16 protein-coding genes are annotated in these 16634 nt (G+C 64.7%); 11 read left to right on the top strand and 5 right to left on the bottom strand.

Annotation, left to right across the window (positions count from 1 at the left end; all coding sequences use genetic code 11):
* Positions 1-157: 157 nt before the first annotated feature.
* The 5 genes from M9924_20110 to M9924_20090 form a co-directional block, all read right to left on the bottom strand.
* Positions 158-943 (bottom strand): enoyl-CoA hydratase/isomerase family protein, encoded by a 786-nt coding sequence (locus M9924_20110; GenBank protein ID MCO5066693.1) that lies wholly within the window; start codon positions 941-943, stop codon positions 158-160.
* Positions 936-3092 carry an acetate--CoA ligase family protein gene (locus M9924_20105; GenBank protein ID MCO5066692.1) on the bottom strand — a complete coding sequence of 719 codons (2157 nt, stop codon included), beginning with the start codon at positions 3090-3092 and terminating at the stop codon, positions 936-938. The genes M9924_20110 and M9924_20105 overlap by 8 nt, the downstream gene beginning before the upstream one ends.
* Positions 3089-3871, bottom strand: a complete 783-nt coding sequence (locus M9924_20100; GenBank protein ID MCO5066691.1) for an aldolase/citrate lyase family protein — start codon at positions 3869-3871, stop codon at positions 3089-3091. The genes M9924_20105 and M9924_20100 overlap by 4 nt, the downstream gene beginning before the upstream one ends.
* A gap of 16 nt (positions 3872-3887) precedes the next feature.
* Entirely contained in the window at positions 3888-5039 is a 1152-nt protein-coding gene (locus tag M9924_20095) for a lactonase family protein (protein ID MCO5066690.1), read from the bottom strand.
* 155 nt (positions 5040-5194) lie between these two features.
* Positions 5195-6238, bottom strand: coding sequence for a PDR/VanB family oxidoreductase (locus M9924_20090; GenBank protein MCO5066689.1), 1044 nt, complete (start codon positions 6236-6238; stop codon positions 5195-5197).
* 429 nt (positions 6239-6667) lie between these two features.
* On the opposite strand from M9924_20090, the gene M9924_20085 reads away from it, so the two are divergent.
* The 11 genes from M9924_20085 to M9924_20035 all read left to right on the top strand — a co-directional run.
* Positions 6668-7678, top strand: coding sequence for an ABC transporter substrate-binding protein (locus tag M9924_20085; GenBank protein MCO5066688.1), 1011 nt, complete (start codon positions 6668-6670; stop codon positions 7676-7678).
* A 93-nt stretch (positions 7679-7771) separates the two neighbouring features.
* The gene (locus tag M9924_20080; protein MCO5066687.1) at positions 7772-8566 is read left to right on the top strand and encodes an ABC transporter ATP-binding protein; all 795 of its coding nucleotides are present in this window, start codon (positions 7772-7774) and stop codon (positions 8564-8566) included.
* Positions 8566-9339 carry an ABC transporter permease gene (locus M9924_20075; protein ID MCO5066686.1) on the top strand — a complete coding sequence of 258 codons (774 nt, stop codon included), beginning with the start codon at positions 8566-8568 and terminating at the stop codon, positions 9337-9339. Before M9924_20080 ends, M9924_20075 begins: the two co-directional genes overlap by 1 nt.
* Positions 9340-9356: 17 nt before the next feature.
* A complete protein-coding gene (locus tag M9924_20070) occupies positions 9357-10151 on the top strand; it encodes an SDR family oxidoreductase (protein MCO5066685.1) in 795 nt (264 codons plus the stop codon).
* Between the two features lie 368 nt (positions 10152-10519).
* Positions 10520-10870: an NIPSNAP family protein gene (locus tag M9924_20065; GenBank protein ID MCO5066684.1), complete on the top strand. Its 351-nt coding sequence runs from the start codon at positions 10520-10522 to the stop codon at positions 10868-10870.
* Positions 10871-10929: 59 nt separating this feature from the next.
* On the top strand, positions 10930-12204 hold the full coding sequence (locus tag M9924_20060) for an FAD-dependent oxidoreductase (GenBank protein MCO5066683.1): 1275 nt from the start codon (positions 10930-10932) through the stop codon (positions 12202-12204).
* Positions 12205-12495: 291 nt separating this feature from the next.
* On the top strand, positions 12496-13635 hold the full coding sequence (locus M9924_20055) for an ABC transporter substrate-binding protein (protein ID MCO5066682.1): 1140 nt from the start codon (positions 12496-12498) through the stop codon (positions 13633-13635).
* 3 nt (positions 13636-13638) lie between these two features.
* Positions 13639-14358 carry an ABC transporter ATP-binding protein gene (locus M9924_20050; GenBank protein MCO5066681.1) on the top strand — a complete coding sequence of 240 codons (720 nt, stop codon included), beginning with the start codon at positions 13639-13641 and terminating at the stop codon, positions 14356-14358.
* Positions 14330-15319 (top strand): branched-chain amino acid ABC transporter permease, encoded by a 990-nt coding sequence (locus tag M9924_20045; GenBank protein MCO5066680.1) that lies wholly within the window; start codon positions 14330-14332, stop codon positions 15317-15319. Before M9924_20050 ends, M9924_20045 begins: the two co-directional genes overlap by 29 nt.
* Positions 15320-15324: 5 nt before the next feature.
* Positions 15325-16098: an ABC transporter ATP-binding protein gene (locus M9924_20040; GenBank protein ID MCO5066679.1), complete on the top strand. Its 774-nt coding sequence runs from the start codon at positions 15325-15327 to the stop codon at positions 16096-16098.
* The coding region (locus tag M9924_20035) for a branched-chain amino acid ABC transporter permease (protein ID MCO5066678.1) at positions 16091-16634 on the top strand (544 nt) is incomplete at its 3' end. The genes M9924_20040 and M9924_20035, both read left to right, overlap by 8 nt.

Below are 16634 nucleotides of genomic sequence, written 5' to 3'. Positions count from 1 at the left end.
AGGTCGAACAATAAGAATATCGATCGTTCGATTTAATATACGAGCGTTTTCCTATCCGGGTCAAGACGAAGCAGGGATAGGAAGCTGCGCGAAAGTTTGCGGCATTATGCGCATGACGATGCGGCCGAGTACCGCCCGCGCCGATGCGATTCGGCCTTCAGCCGCCGGTTCCAGCCTGCGGGCCGCGCTGCCGGCGCCTGAGAAATGCCTCCATGATCGTTGTCGCCTCGCCGCTGGAATAGCATTCCAGCTGGTAGCGTATGCCGGCGTTGCAGGCTTCCTCGAAGCCGGCCTGCGTGCGCTCCCGGAACCGCTGTTTGGTCACGCGCATGGCCGTGCGCGGCAGGTCCGCCATCTCGCGTGCTCGCGTGACGGCGCGTTCGACGACCTCGCAGTCCGGCACCAATTCGTTGATGAGGCCGAGTGCCTGTGCGCGTTCGGCGCCGATCGGCTCCGCGGTCAACGACATTTGCTGGTTGAGCGATTGCCCGATCTGCAGCGACATCAGATAGGAGCCGACGATGCTGGCGAGGCCGGCGCGTACTTCCGGCTGGCCCAGCCGCACACCCGGGTGGGCGATGCGCAAGTCGCACATCAGCGCCATCTGGAAGCCGGCGCCGAAGGCGACGCCGTTGAGGGCGGCAACGATTGGCTTGTCGAGATCGCGCAGCGCTTGATACGTTGCGTGTAAATGGTTCAGCCAGCCGGCGACGGTCGACGGCGTCAGCGCCACCGCCTCCTGCAGATCCTGGCCAGCGCAGAAGGCCCGTTCGCCTGCGCCGGTGAGGACGATGGCATCGGTCTCGTTGCTGGCATTCAATGACCTGAGCGCGGGGCCAAGCCGATGTCGGATCGAATGGTCGATCGCGTTCATAGCCCGGGGGCGGTTGAGGCGCACCACTGCGATGCGGCCCACATGTTCCACCAAGACGCTTTCATCCATTGTCCGCAACCCCGCATTCGATAACCCCATCGACGGCCCAACCCCCGGTGCCTGCGGCGCCCACGATGATTGGATTGACGTCGATCGAAACGACATGGTCCGCACTGCGCGCAGCATAGGCTCCCAACGCCACGGCGGCGCGAGCCAGGAACCCGAGGTCGACCGGGGGGTCGCCGCGCAGCCCATCGAACAGGGGGGCGATCCGCAGTCGGCGCAGCCTGTCGATGACGTCCTGTTCTCCGAATGGGTGAAGCAGGACGACGAAATCCCGCAAGGCCTCGACATATTTTCCGCCGTCGCTGATCATGACCGCGGTGCCGAACATCGGATCCTGCTTGACGCCCAGCGCGAATTCTCGGACCCCGCGCACCTGCTTCGCGACCAATACCCCATCCGAGGGCACGCCCAGGTCGTGCACCCGCTTCACGCATGTTTCGTAGGCTTCCTCTACGGCGGTTGCGCTGGTCCGGTTCAGGAAGACCAGGCCGTATTCGGATTTGTGGGGCAGGGCGGCCGAACACGCCTTCACGACGACTGTTTCCCCGATGTCGCGCCACGCTTCCACGGCCTCCGCCGAGGAACGGCAAAGCCGATGGGAAATGACCGGAAGCCCGGCCTTCTCCAGCAGGGCGAGGCTGGCTGCTTCATTGAGCGTCGCTGTCCGCCGATCGCCAATTGGATGACCCTGCCGCCTCAAGACAGCAGGGACAGGTCTTGAGGCCGCCGCATCGGCAATAGCCGCGTGACGGCCGAACTGGTTGAGCGCCGAGAGCGCGTCGCTTTCATGCCGGAATGTCGCAATGCCGGCGGCACGGAAGAAGTCGCGCACGGACGCCTGCGGTGCGGCGACCGCCACCGGCTTGCCCTTCCGCTGTATAAGCCGCGCGGTATCCGCCGCCATGCCTGGAAGATCGTAGCCCTCTCCGGCTACAGGCACACCGATGAGAAACATGTCGCCGGACGGGTCGTGCGACAGCGCTTCGAGCGTACGGCCGAACAATGTCGGATCGGAGAGCACGGCGCCGGTCAGATCAACTGGATTTTGCGCAATCCCGAAGCTTGGCATGATCTCGGACAGTGCCTTGCATGTCTGCGCGTCGAGCTCGGCGAGAGTCATGCCGATCCGATCCGCCGTGTCTGCGCAGATGACGCCGAATGCGCCGCTGTTGCTGATGGCGATAAGGCGCGGACCCGGCCTGCCACCGGTTGAGAGGTAAAGCTCCACCGCATTGACCAGGCCATGCACGTCGTCGGCGCGCCAGATGCCATGCTGCTCGAGGAAGGCGTCGATCAGCGCGTCGTCTGTGACGATCGCGCCGGTATGGGAAGCGGCCGCCCTGGCACCCGCTGCGCTGCGCCCGGCCTTCAGCGCGATCAGCATGGCGCCTCGCGTGCGGGCGACATGCGCGGCCTTGGCAAGCATGTGCGGATCGGTCAGCGACTCGACATAGACGAGAACCACCCGGATTGCGGGGTCGGCGGCCGCGGTCAAAGCCATCTCGCACACCGAAGTCTGGGCGTCGTTGCCTGTCGCGATAACATATCTCACCCCGATGCCGGCTTCGCGCAGATGGGCATAGGGTATGACGCTGGCCGCGCCGCTTTGGCTGATAATCGCCACCGGCCCGTCCTGGGGTGCCACCTCCATGAACATCGTGCTGAAGTTCAGCACCGCACCCGTGCCGAAGTTCGCGACGCCCTGGGCGTTCGGGCCGACCAGGCGCACGCCGCCGCGCTTGGCGGCGGCGACCAGTTCAGCCTGGCGGCGCATTCCATCCGGCCCTGTCTCGCTGAAGCCGGAACTCATGATGACCGCGCCGCGGACGCCTGCTTTCGCGCACTGGTCCACCGCCTCGGCCACCCTGTCGGCGCCGATCGCGATCACCGCGACGTCCGGCGCCTCTGGAAGGTCGCCGATCGTCGGATACGCCTTGAGGCCCTGGACCATGTCGCGGCTGTGGTTCACCGGATAGATGGCTCCCCGGAATCCGAAACGTTGGAGGTAATGCAGGGGTCGCCCGCCCACGCGGTTGTGATCCTCGGCGGCGCCGATGATGGCGACGCTCGACGGCCGGAGCAGCGGCTCGATCGACGGATCGCCGACAGCGTCGTCCGCAAGGTTTTCCGCTTTGCCAGCCACTTGCGTCATGCCTTGCCTGCCACGGCCCGCACCGACGCGACCAGCTCGAGGGCGGCGGTCCTGATAATGGTCGCGTCGCCGAGTAGGGTGACGTGCCGGTATCCGAAGCCGCGCAGGAGGCCGAGCTGCTGTGCGCCATGGCAATTGACGGCGCAGCTTATGCCGCGGTCTTTGCAGAGTTTCGCAATCCGCTGAAGCCGGGCAACATGCGCCGGGTCGCGGATTCCGTCGCCGGGTTTGAGGCCGTAGTCCAGTGCAAGGTCGCTCTGGCCGACAAACACCATGTCCAGGCCGTCGACCTCTAGGATCGACTCGAGGTTGTCCACCCCTTCGCGTGTCTCCAGCATCATCGACACGACCGGCCTGTCCTTGTCGTCGGGAAAGCCGCGCCCGCGCATCGTGGCCCTGATTGGCCCCCAGCTGCGCGTGCCGGAAGGCGCGTAGGTGCACAACGAGACGACGGTTCGCAGTTGCTCCGGCGTACCGACGAGCGGCGCCATGACGCCGGCTGCGCCGGCATCCAGCGCCCAACCAAGAAGCTCGGAATTGTTTTGCGGCGCCCGTACGATGGCCGGGACGCCCGCCGCGTCGAGCGCCCTTATCATGTTGAGGATGCTGGAGCGGTCGCTCAGCCCGTGCTGGAGGTCGAGAAGCAGCCAGTCGAAGCCGCAATGCGCGAAGATTTCGGCAACTTCCGCGCTTGGTAGCGAGACCCAGGTGCCGAGAGAGCCGTCCGAATTCAACCGGTCGCGGAGCGCTGCGGGGCCGCTGTCGTTGGTGGCGCTCATGGTGGATCGCGGGCCTCTATGCGTGTTCCAGCGGGATGCATGTCACGGTCGGAATGTCGCTGGTGGCTAGGAATTCCGGACGTCCCGACGCGCCGACGCGGAACGTCGCCACTGTGCGGCTGTGCGTGTTCGATACGAAAAGCATGTCGCCGGCCTTGGAGACGCTCATGTTCATCGCGAAGCGACCGTGGGTTTCGGTCCAGCCGAGTGGCACGAGCCTGCCCGCGGCGTCGATGCTGAAAGTACAGATGCTGTTGTGTCCGCGGTTGGTGATCCACAGCCTGGACTGGTCGGGACTGATGGCGATGCCGCTGGCCGTATTCTGTTCCGCCGAGTCGGGCGGTATGGTCGAGACCGTCTGCATCTCGGCCAATTCGCCGGAGGCCAGATCGAAAGCGATCGCGGTCACGGTCGATTCCTTCTCGTTGACCACGTAGACGACCTTTCCCGCGTCGCGCAGCGCGAGGCCGCGCGGACCGGCAACGCGACGCTGGTCGAGGAAGTGTCGCGGGAGCATCTCGCCGGTCGCGGGGTCGAAACGCACGGAGTGGATTTTTCCGGCGCCGGCGTCAGGCACCAGCAGCCAGCCGCGATCGGGCGTCTGCACGATGGCGTGCGGCATCGTCGTGGTTCCGTACCAGGGCATGCGAGTCACCGTCATCGGCGGCGCCTGACCGCCGGGAGGCGCTGGAACGGGAATCGGGGTCGGCACCTCGCCCTGCTTCACCACGACCTCGCCGGGAAACTGCGCCGCGGCCGCCACGTCCCCGATGCTTCCGTCGGCGTTCAGGCGCAATGCGTAGATGCCGCCGCCGAACGAGCATGCTGCAAAAGCGTACTCTTCCGCGTGGTCGAGCGACACCATCGTCGCATGCGGGCGATCGAGCCGCCGGCTGTTGATGCGCGAAAGCCGGCCTTCCGGCGAGATGGCCAGCGCGGTGACGCCGCTTCCGGGCGAGCCTTCGAACATCACGCCGTGGCTGGCCGCATACACGATCCGTCGCTTTCGTGACACGGCGACATAGGTGGGATCGGGAAGCGCGTGGTGGTCGACGATCGAAAGGGCGCCGGAAGCCGGATCAACGCTTGCGCAATAGACGCCTAGCCCGGCGCCGCCGAAGACGCCCCCGAGGCCGGGTTGGCTGTGCGAACCGATCAGCACCAGCATGCGTTACCTTTCATGTCCGCCCCGCGCCAGACGCCTGCCGGAGCCCCGCATTTTCGGCGACCCGGCTTTTCGCCGGGAGCCATTGCTTTTCTATATCATTCGATCGATAATAATTCTGAGCGCGCACGAAAGCCAGCCCCTGTTTTCACCATGCGTCAGAGATCGATGGTCAACTCGCTGGACTTGGCGCGCGAGCAGCAAGGCAGGAACACGTCGTTGGCTTCGCGTTCGCGCTCGGTGAGGAACCAGTCCCTATGATCGGGAACGCCGCGCAACACGCGTGTCAGGCAGGTGCCGCATACGCCCTGTTCGCACGAGGTGGTGACGTCGATGCCGCAGGCCGCCATCGCGTCTGTGGCTGCCTGGCCGGCTTCCACCCGAATCCGTTTGCCCGTGCTCGCGACCACCAGGTCGAACGCTTCGTCGGCGCTATGCGAGACGGCAGCAGCGGCGTGGAAGTATTCCCGGTGCAGAGCATCCGCGCCAAGTCCCGCGCCGATGGCGGCGGCATGGACGGCATCCATGAAGGGCGCCGGTCCGCAGAAATAGACCTCCGTGCCCGCCGGCACCGTCGAGAAGATCGCCGCCAGATCAGCGCGTTGTCCGGTCTCGCTCACATGGCTGTGGACATTCGACCGCCATTCGGCCCGATCCAGCTGGTCCCGGAAGGCCATTCTCGACCGGCTCCTGCCGCTGTAGTGCAGTTCGAAGCGCGCATCTGCCTGCGCGAGCGCCTGCGCCATCGGCAGCAGCGGCGTGATGCCGATGCCGCCCGCGATGAGCAGGTAGTGCGCGGCGCCGGGCGCCAGCTTGAAATGGTTCTTCGGCGCGCTGACCGTCAGCCTGTCGCCGGGATGCAGGGCGTCATGCATGGAGGTGGAGCCGCCCTTTCCGGCCGGCTCCTTGAGGACAGCGATCCTGTAGGTGCCGCTGTCCGCATATTGCTCGCAAAGCGAATACTGGCGGACGAAGCCGGCCGGCGTCTTCACGTCCAGGTGGCTGCCGGGCTCGAAGGCCGGCAGGGGCCGTCCGTCGGAGGCGGTGAGCTCAAAGCTCAGAACGCCCTCGGCCTCCTTGCGGATATCCTTGACGACGACCTCCAGCCAGTCCGCTCCGGCCGGCGCGGTCGCCTCGTCGGAAAGCACTTGTCCGAATTTTCCGGCGTCGTCGCGGGCTATCCGGCTTACGGCCATCTGCATCACTGGGGACCCTGGGCGACCGTCGCCGCGACGGTGGAGAATTGCGGAAGGACAGATGCATGCATGCCGTTCATACTCGCGACGTGGGAGGGGATGCTTTTGGCGGTCTGGACGGGCTGCACCGGTCCAAATTTCGCCCAGCCAAGTAGCGAAACCTCGCCACACATGTCAACCAAAATCAAAATCAGATATTGTTAGGAGAAACAAAATCTGACATACGAGCGGCCGTGGACGCAGGCAATGACGCCCGGGTTAGACGCAAAGAGGAGATGAAATAATCGAAATCTGATTTCGATAATTTGGGGGCGCGGAGGAGCGCCGCCCTCGACGTAGGAGCTGTCTGTGCCTCGCTTGCCCAAGCGGTGGCCTGCGCCGAGGTCTCATTTCCCAACGCTTGAGAGAATTCCAACCATCAGGAGGAGCATTGAAATGCGTAAAGTGTTTGCCAGCCTCGGAATCGCCGCGGGGGCGTTTCTGCTAGCCGCAGGCGTATCGGCCGCCGATACGAAACTGACGATTCAGATCGGCTCGCCGGCTCCGGACATCGCCTATTCGGATATCTTCGTCGCCGAGCAGCGCGGCTACTTCAAGGAAGAGGGCCTCGAAGTCGAGACGCGGCTTTCGTCAGGCGGCCCGCTCGCCATCCAGATCGCGTCGAGCGGCGGCGCCGATCTCGCGGCGACCACCCTCGAGCCATATCTGGCCGGCTACGAGAGCGGCATCCGTGGCAAATTCATTTTCAACAAGTATCACGAACTCATTTATTACATCGCCGTCCCGGAAGACAGCAAGATCACCAGCGTGGCTGATCTGAAGGGAAAGAATATCGGCGTGACCAACATGGCCAGCGTCGCCGTGGTCATCGCGAAATCCATATTGCGGCACGCATCCATCGATCCCGTGGTCGAGATGTTCACGCCTGTCGGCCTCGGCAACAGCGCCATCGTCGCGCTGAAGAATGACCAGGTCCAGGCGCTGGCGATGTGGAGTAGCGCTTTCGCCAGCCTCGAACAGAACGGGTTGCGCCTGCGCTATTTCCACCATCCGGTCGCCGGCGACATCGGCGATGGCGGCTATTTCGCGCCGGCCAAGACACTGGAGGAGAAGCCTGAGGCCATCGTCGGGTTCCTGCGCGCCATCGTGCGGGCGCATGTCGATATCCGCAAAGATCCGGACGTTGCCATCAACGCTTTCTGGACGGCGTATCCCGCCGGCAAAGTCGGCGACATGCCGGAACTGCAGCATGAAAACGCGATGCGGCAGCTGAAGACAATGGGCATTTATTTCGGCGACACGCCTGCCGACCAGATCGGCACGTTCGACCTCGAAAAGATTCAGCGCTACCTAGGCATCCTGAAGGAAGAGGGTTTGACAATGTCTGACCTCAAGGCGGACGATGTCGTGACCAACGAATTCCTCGCCAAGGCCGCTGCGAAGTAAGGCTTCGGGAGGGGCGGTTGCATGGTTGAAGCTACCCAGAGGAATCGGCGATTGATGACGATAACGCAGCCATCCGCGATGGCCGGACAAGACATGGCGGCGCAGGTGAAGTCGCCGAGGCCCGAATTTATCCGTGTCGACAATGTTAGCAAGGAATTCACCGGAGCGGACCTCAAGACGGTGCGCGCCATTGACTCGATTTCCTGCTCCATTGGCCAAGGCGAATTCGTCTCAATCCTCGGTCCCTCCGGGTGTGGCAAGAGCACGCTGATGATGATGATCGCCGGCCTGCTCAAGCAGACGGAGGGAACGATCACCTTCCGCGGCAAACCGGTGACGGGACCGCACGTAGATTGCGGCATCGTCTTCCAGGACGCGGTGCTGCTGCCGTGGCGCACCGTTCAGGGCAATGTGGAACTCCCCTTGGAAGTCAGGGGGGTGCCGCAGCGAGAGCGGGTCGAGGTGGCGCGGAAGATGATCGACCTCGTCCGCCTTAGCGGCTTCGAGGGCAAGCGTCCCTCGGAACTCTCGGGCGGCATGCAGCAGCGTGTCGCCATCGCCCGCGCCATGTCGCTCAAGCCTTCTGTTCTGCTCATGGACGAGCCGTTCGGCGCGCTCGACGCCATGACGAGGGATGAGATGAACCTGGAACTCCAGCGCATCTCGCTGGAGTCGAACGCGACGGTAATCTTCGTCACCCATTCGATCCTGGAAGCGGCTTTCCTGTCGGACCGGGTGCTGGTGATGTCAGGCCGGCCGTCGACGCTGCGCAAGGTGATCGACATCCCCATCCCGCGGCCGCGCCCGATCGACCTGATGAATTCTGACCAGATAGGCGGGATCGTCAGCCGGTTGCGCGCCGTTCTCGAATCCAAGGGACCACACTGATGGCGACGGAAAGCCCCTCAATCACCTTGAAGTCTCGTACCCGCGAGAATTTCCTAGTCGTTGCGCTCATGCTAGCGTTCTTCCTTGCCTGGGAAGCCAGCGTCGTCTGGTTCGACGTGCCGGAATATGTGATCCCGACGCCGAGCCGCATCCTGCAGAAACTTGTATCCGACATCACCAGCGGCACCATCCTGCCGCATCTGCAGGTGACGCTCATTGAGGTCCTGCTCGGGTTCGTCCTGGCGGCCATCGGCGGCCTTGCGCTCGGCACAGCGTCGGGCCTTTTCCCGCTCTTCGACCGCCTCACCTATCCCTTCATCCTCGCCTTCCAGGCCGTTCCGAAGGTCGCCATCGCCCCGCTTCTCATCATCTGGTTCGGCTACGGCATCCAATCGAAGGTCGTCACCGCCGCGGTGATCGCGTTCTTCCCTCTGTTCGTTAACGTCTCCGCGGGGCTGAAGGAGGCGGATCCGCGTCGACTGATGCTAATGCGCTCGCTGCGGGCATCGCCCTTGCAGACCTACATCAAGGTGCGCCTGCCCGGCCTCATGCCCTATCTCTTTTCGGGGCTCGAGGTTGCGCTGGTCCTGTCGATCATCGGCGCGATCGTCGGCGAATTCATCGGCGCCTCGGTCGGTCTCGGCAGCATCATCGTCCAGCGCCAGGCCAGCATCGACGTAGCGGGCGTGTTCTCAGTCATCATCATTTTGTCGCTGATGGCCGTGATCCTCACCTGGCTGCTGCGCTTGGTGCAGGCCCGATACCGCTTCTGAGCCGGGAGACCGCCTCAATGCTCACGATGGCAGGCAAGGTCGCGATGGTCACCGGCGCGGCGCGCGGCATCGGCGCGGCCCAGGCGAGCCTTATCGCTAGGCAGGGCGGCGCCGTCGTGCTGTGCGACGTGCTGGAGCGCGAAGGCAACGACGTCGCAGACCGCATCAGGCAGGACGGCGGCGAGGCCATCTTCTGCCGCCTCGACGTCTCGGACGAGGCGCAGTGGGCATCAGTTCTCGCGCAAACCATCGCCTGGAAGGGCAAGGTCACCACGCTGGTCAACAACGCCGCGGTTCTCAATCGGACCGGGGTCACCGGCACGCGCCGGGCGGACTGGGACCGGGTCATCTCGATCAATTTGACAGGCCCCTTCCTTGGGATGCAGGCTGTCGCCCCGGCCATCCGCGACGCAGGCGGAGGCGCGGTCGTCAATGTTTCCTCGATCTGCGCCCATGTCGGGCACAACGACGCGGCCTACACGTCAAGCAAGGCAGGGATGCTCGGTCTGACGAGGACGGCGGCGGTCGAATATGTGGACTGGAACATCCGGGTGAACGCCGTCTGCCCGGGCATCATCGTGACCGAAGCCAATGCCGGCGCGCCGCATCTGCAGCCATGGCTGCGAGCCACGCCGCTCAGACGCTACGGCACGACGCAGGAGGTCGCCAACCTCGTCCTGTTCCTGGTCAGCGACGAAGCAGGGTTCATCACCGGCGAGGACATCCTGGTCGATGGCGGTTTCAAGAGCGGCGGCGCGGCCCGCAGGATATCCCTTGAGATGGGCCTCGATCTGACGGCCCCGCCGAAATAGCCGGGGCCGGCGCGTCCTCGAAAGGCGTCAGGCCGCGAAGCCCTGCCCTTCCGGTAGTCCGCGTAAGGTCGGACGGAGGAGGTGTTGGCGGCGCTCGAAATGGCCCGCTGCGAGAGGCCGCCCCGACATATCGATCGGCGTCGATCGATGGAGCGAGCGGCGGCTAGTCGATAACGTCGCCAGTGACGGTCATTGCAGATCGGTGTGCCCCCCGGTCGTTTCCGCACGTCGCAGACGGGCCTTTTTCGTCGACGGAAATTTGACAGCAAGGAATTAATTATTAATAATATGCTCGGAAGTTGATGGCGCGCTTGCCGACCAGCCGGTCCTGGTCAGGCCCCGTCTCGGTGTGTCCCGGAGGAGCAGATATGGGAACGTTTGAACTGAGGATCTACGAAGTCGTTCCGGGCAAGATGCAGGCCTTGCAGGCGGTGTTCCGGGAGTTGGCTGTCCCGCTCATGCTTGAACACGGAATCAATCCCCATGGCTTCTGGGAAACGCCGGACGACAAGACGCTCTATTACGTCGTCGAGCACGAAGACATGGAAACGATGGCCTCGAACTGGAGCGGGTTCTACGCCGACGATCGTTGGAAGACCGGCTTGGCTGCCCGCAACAGGGGCATCAGGTTTGTCGCCGATGTTCGCAGCGTTCCGATGCTGGCGGTTCCCGACCTCCCGTCCTTCGGCGCCGGTGCCGGAACGTCCGCTCCGGTTTGAACGGCGGAGCGAGACCCAACCGCCTCGGTGCCCGAAACAGGATGGCTCGATCGACAATCATGAAGACCGTCATCGTCGGCGCAGGACTGGCAGGCCATACAGCGGCGATCGAACTCCGTAAGCTCTCGTCTGAGGCGTCCGTCACGCTCCTGGGCTCCGAAGCGGGACTTCCTTACGACCGGCCGCCTTTGTCGAAGGATCTGCTCCTCGGCCAAGTCGGACCCGAAGGTCTGGTGCTACCGGAAGCGTTGGACTATGCGCGCCTTGGCGTAGAATACCGGCCGGCAACGACTGCCGTCGAGATCGATCGCGCCGGCAGGCAGGTCGTCACGGCGGATGGTGGCGCCTTCGACTACGATCGGCTGCTGCTGGCCACCGGCTCGCGCCCTCGGCTGCTACCGGTCGCGATCGCGTCGTCGCGGTTGTTCTACCTGCGTTCGATTGAAGATGCCGTTGCCATGCGCACGGTCCTGCGACCCGAGGCGCGACTGGTGGTCATAGGCGGAGGATTCATCGGTCTCGAAGTGGCGGCGGCGGCAAGACAGGCCGGCAGCGAGGTCACGGTCGTCGAGGCGCAGGACAGGCTGTTGTCCAGGGGAATGCCGCGTTTCGTGGGGCGAACGATCGCCGCCATCCACAAGAACCATGGCGTTGAGGTTTTGCTGGGCTGCAGCGTCGAGGGTGTTCGCATGCGCGGGCCGGACGCACTGCTGGTGGATACGAGCCTCGGCACACTTCATGCGGACGCGGTTGTCGTCGGCATCGGTGTCGAGCCGAACGTCGAACTGGCTGTCCGGGCAGGGCTCGCGACAGAGAACGGAATCGTCGTCGACGAGGCTTGCCGGACGTCGGATCCGTTGGTCTTCGCGGCGGGCGAGGTCACGGCACACAAGACATGGGGTGGCACGCGCCGGCGGCTGGAATCATGGAAGGTGGCGGCCGACCAACCGCTCGTTGCGGCACGCGCCATGCTCGACCTGCCGGCGATCTACGCGGCGGTTCCCTGGCTGTGGTCGGATCAGTTCGGAAAAAATCTGCAGTTCCTTGGCGCGACGGACCATGCGGCGGGCTACTGGCTCCAAGGTCGTCTTAACGCCGATCAATGGACGATCGTCGCGGTCGATGCGGACGGCGCGCCCATCGGGGCAATCGCGATGAACAATGGACGCCAGATTTCGATGGTTCGCCGGGCCATTGAAAACAGCGCGGCCTTGTCTGAGGCGTTCCTTGCGGGCGCTGTCCGCCTGCAACCCAGCGCGTTGGATGGGCTCCTCGACGAGCGTCAGCATGAAAACTTTGCCGGCCGCCGGATGGCTGGGAGCGGGGGCTCATAAGATGGAAGTTCGGAAGCGGATTGCGAATTTCTCCCTTGCGCCCGGATCGATCGTTAATTATTAATAATATGGCTCGCGAGAGGAGCGTCCTTCTGGGAGGAGGCTGCTTTCATTGTTGTGATACCGACCATGGCGATCAGGCGTTTCTGAGCGTCGGGATCATGGTTGCGAGGATGCCCGGTCGCGGTGCTGCTCGAGAAGCGGATCGCAGGCCGGGCGTTGGAGTATTGATGGTCAATATGGCGTGAGGCGACCGCTTGGTGCCAGATCAGAAAAGGGAGGGTTTTTGAAATGCGTAATCGCATCGCATATGCCGTAGCGACTGTCGTCGCGCTCAGTTCGCCATTCGCCGCGAAAGCGGAGGAGACCTACAAGATTGGCTCGTCGCTTGGCCTGACTGGCTATGTCGCGGTCTACGATCGCGCCTGGCGTGACGGCATGGACCTCGCAGTCGAGGCCCTGAACGCCAAGTCGGGCATCAACGGCAAGAAGGTCGAGCTCTTCGTCGAGGACAACAAGTCCGAGCCGCAGGAAGCGGTGGTCGGCTACCGCAAGCTGATGTCCGTCGACGGCGTCCAGATCTTCGTCTCGGGTTGCGTGTCTGCGGGCAACTTCGCCGCCGCCCCATTCGTCGCGAAGGCCCAGTTGCCGATGGTCCTTTGCTCGATCTTGCCGCCCAAGCCGGAAGAGCAGGAATGGGCGTTCTCGACGCTCGCCCCCGCCAAGTTCGAGGTCGGCGCCCGCTACCAATATCTCAAAGAGAAGACCGACATTCGCAAGGTCGCGATCCTCCACGATCCGACGCCCTACGCCATGCTGATGAAGGACATCGGCGCCAAGATGGCCGCCGACTACGGCCTCGAAGTGGTGGCGACCGAGACCTACAAGCAGGACGACGCCGACATGAGCGTCCAGATCGGACGCGCCCATGCGGCGGGCGCCGGCGCGATCGTCAAGATGGGCCGGGGCGGTTCGACCGTGACGGTCGCCAAGAACATCCGCCAGCTCGGCCTCGACAAGATGCTGCTCCTGTCCAGCCTGGATGACGGCTCCGTCTTCGTGCAGGCCGGAGAGGCCCTCGGCGCGCAGTCGCTCTTCGTGGCGACGGCGATCCAGCTTTCCGGCACCATGGCGGACGAGGCCCAGCGGGCGGTCGCCGAGCCATTCCTCAAGCAATGGCACGAGCGTTACGGCATGGACCGCGACACCAATGCCGGCGCGCGCGGCTGGGACGCCATCATGCTCGTCGCCAAGGCGGTCGAGGACGCCAAGAGCGTCGAAGGCCCGGCGGTGCGCGCCGCGCTCGAGAAGATCGCGGGCTTCCAGGGCGTCATGTCGAAATACACCTTCGCGCCGGGCGCGCATGTCGGCGTAACGGAGAACCCGTTCGTGGTCGGCGTCGCGCAGGGCGGCATGCTGGTCGCAAAGTAGACAATGGCGCAGTCCGCAACCGCGCTTTTCGAGGCGAACACGCTGTCGGTCTACTACGGCGGCGTGCATGCCTTGAAACCCACCAGCGTGACGGTCGGCGAGGGCGAACTCGTCACCGTCCTCGGCCCTAACGGCGCCGGCAAGTCGACGCTGCTCCGGGCCATGACCGGGCTGACGCCGTCGAGCGGCAAGGTGTTCTTCCAGGGCAGGGACATCACTGCCCTGCGGACGCACCAGCGCGCCAGGGCCGGCATCATCATGGTGCCGGAGGGGCGCGGTCTGTTCGGCCAGATGACGGTCCGCGAGAACCTGATCCTCGGCGGCTACCTGCTGACCCAGGAAGCCGAGATGGCGGAGCGGCTGGCCGATGTCTTCCGGCTGTTCCCGCGGCTGAAGGAACGGCTGGAGCAGGTGGCGGCGTCGCTGTCGGGCGGCGAGCAGCAGATGCTCGCCATCGGCCGCGCCCTCATGGCCAAGCCGAAGCTGCTCATGCTTGACGAGCCGTCGCTCGGCCTCGCGCCGCGCGTCGCCTCGGAAATCCTCGCAACGCTCGGAGAGCTCAACCGCCAGGGCCTCGGCATCCTGCTGGTCGAGCAGAAGGCCCCGCTGGCGCTCAAGCTCGCCAAGCGGGTCTACGTCCTATCGCTCGGCACGGTGGCCGCCGAGCTGCCGACCCACGAGATCCAGTCGCATCATGACCTTGCCCGATATTACCTCTCCTAGGCCCGTGTCGCTCGTCGCGAAATCGGTCGAGACCTGGCTGCCGGTCGCCATCGTTCTGGCCGTCCTGGCCTTCGCGCTCGGGTCGAGCGGCTACATCGTAACGGTGATCGGCTTCGCCGCGATCTACGGCATCTTCTGCACCGGCCTGAACCTCTTCATGGGCTACACCGGCCAGGCCTCATTCGGCCAGAACGCCTTCGCGGCCTTCGGCGGCTACGGCTCGGCCATCCTGACGGCGACCTATATGTGGGACCCGGTGCCCGCGCTGTTCGTGTCGATGACTTTCTCCGGCGTCGTCGCAGCTGTGATCGGCTATCCGATCCTCAAGCTCCAGGGCCACTACCTGGCCATGGCCACCTTCACGCTCGGCCTCATCGTCTACGAGATCTCGGTCGAATGGGCCGGCCTGACCCAGGGCTATATGGGCTATTCCGGCATTCCGCCGATGGGCATCGGCAGCTTCGTGCTCGGGACCGAGAAGCAGCAGTTGATCCTGCTGGCGCTGATGCTTCTCTTGGGCGTGTGGGTCTCCATCCGGCTGCGCCATTCGCGGTTCGGCAACGCGCTGGTCGCCATTGCCGGCAGCGAGCAGGCGGCGCGCGCGCTCGGCATCAACGTCTCGCGCTACAAGCTCGCCGCCTTCGTGATCTCGGCGCTCTACGCCTCGGTGGCCGGCTCGCTCTTCGCCCATTTCGTCGGCTTCATCTCGCCAGAGATCTTCGGCCTGGCGATGATCATCCAGAGCTTCACCATGCTCTTCCTCGGCGGCATCGGCACCATCTGGGGGCCGGCGGTGGGGGCGCTGGTGGTCGTGGTCCTGCCGGAATTCCTTCGCCGCCTGAGCGAGGTTCAGGACATCGCCTATTCCATCATCCTGATCCTGATCCTTATCTTCGCGCCGAAGGGCGTCTTCGCGCTCGTGGCACGGCGCGCGGCGCGCCGGCAGAAGCCGGCGGAGTGACGACCATGGCGCTTCTTTCCGTCCAGGACGAGACGATGCGCTTCGGCGGGCTCGTTGCCAACGATTCCATCAGCTTCGACGTGGAAGAAGGCGAGCTGTTCGCCGTGATCGGACCGAACGGCGCCGGCAAGACGACGCTGTTCAACGTGATCTCCGGCGCGCTGATGCCGACGAGCGGCACGGTGCGCTTCGACGGCGAGGACATCACCGGCAAGCCTCAACACGAGATCGCGCTGCGCGGCCTGGTGCGCACCTACCAACTGGTGCAGCTCTTCAAAGACCTGACCGTCGCCGAGAACATCAAGGTTGGCTTTCACCGCGTCAGCAAGGGCGGTATCGCCGCAGCGCTGTTCCGGCCTGCCTGGGTGCGCCGGCAGGATACCTCGATCGAGCGCCGCACCGAGGAACTGCTGGATTTTGTCGGCCTTCGCGGCCACGCCCATCTGCCGGCCGACAAGCTGCCCTACGGTCGCCAGCGCCTGCTGGAAGTAGCACGGGCGCTTGCCGCCGAGCCGCGCCTGCTGCTGCTCGACGAACCCGCGGCCGGCCTGAACACAGAGGAGACCTCGGCACTGGCGACGGTGATCGAGAAGGTGAACCAGCGCGGCATCACCGTGATCCTGGTCGAGCACGACATGAGCCTCGTCATGCGCGTCGCGCGGCGCATCGCCGTGATCGATTTCGGCCGCAAGATCGCCGAGGGCGACCCCGCCGCGATCCGGGCCCATCCCGACGTGCTGGCCGCCTATCTTGGCGATACGGAGATCGCGAATGCCTGACGTCCACCAGCTATTGCAGAGCCTCGTCACGGGCGTCGGGCTCGGCCTGATCTACGGCCTCGTCGGCATCGGCTACTGCGTGATTTACAACGCCAGCGGCATCGTGAACTTCGCGCAGGGCGTCTTCGTGATGCTCGGCGGCATGATCTGCCACACCATCCTCACCGTGCTCGGCCAGCCGATCCTCGTCGCCGCGATCCTCACAGTCCCTGTGGTGGCGGTGATCGGCCTGGTCATCGAGATCGCCGTCGTCCGGCCAATGTGGGACCGGGGTGCCGCCCTCTTCGCCATCATCCTGGCCACCCTCGCGGCGCAGATCCTGATCGAGCGCGTCACCATCCTGACGCTCGGCGACCAGCCGCGCACCTTCGACGAGTTCACCGGCGGCGGGCCGCTGAAGTTCGGCGGCATCGCAATCAGCTACCAGCTCTTCTGGATCCTGGGCTGCGGCGCCGCGCTGGTCGCGCTGCTCTATTTGTTCTTCAGCAAGACCAAGCCGGGCCGCGCGCTGCGCGCCTGCTCGCAGAACCGCGAGG

This window comes from Rhizobiaceae bacterium, from assembly GCA_023953835.1.
Taxonomy (GTDB): domain Bacteria; phylum Pseudomonadota; class Alphaproteobacteria; order Rhizobiales; family Rhizobiaceae; genus Mesorhizobium_G.
Note: the sequence above shows the minus strand (reverse complement) of the source record. Positions and strands in the feature narration are given on the sequence as shown.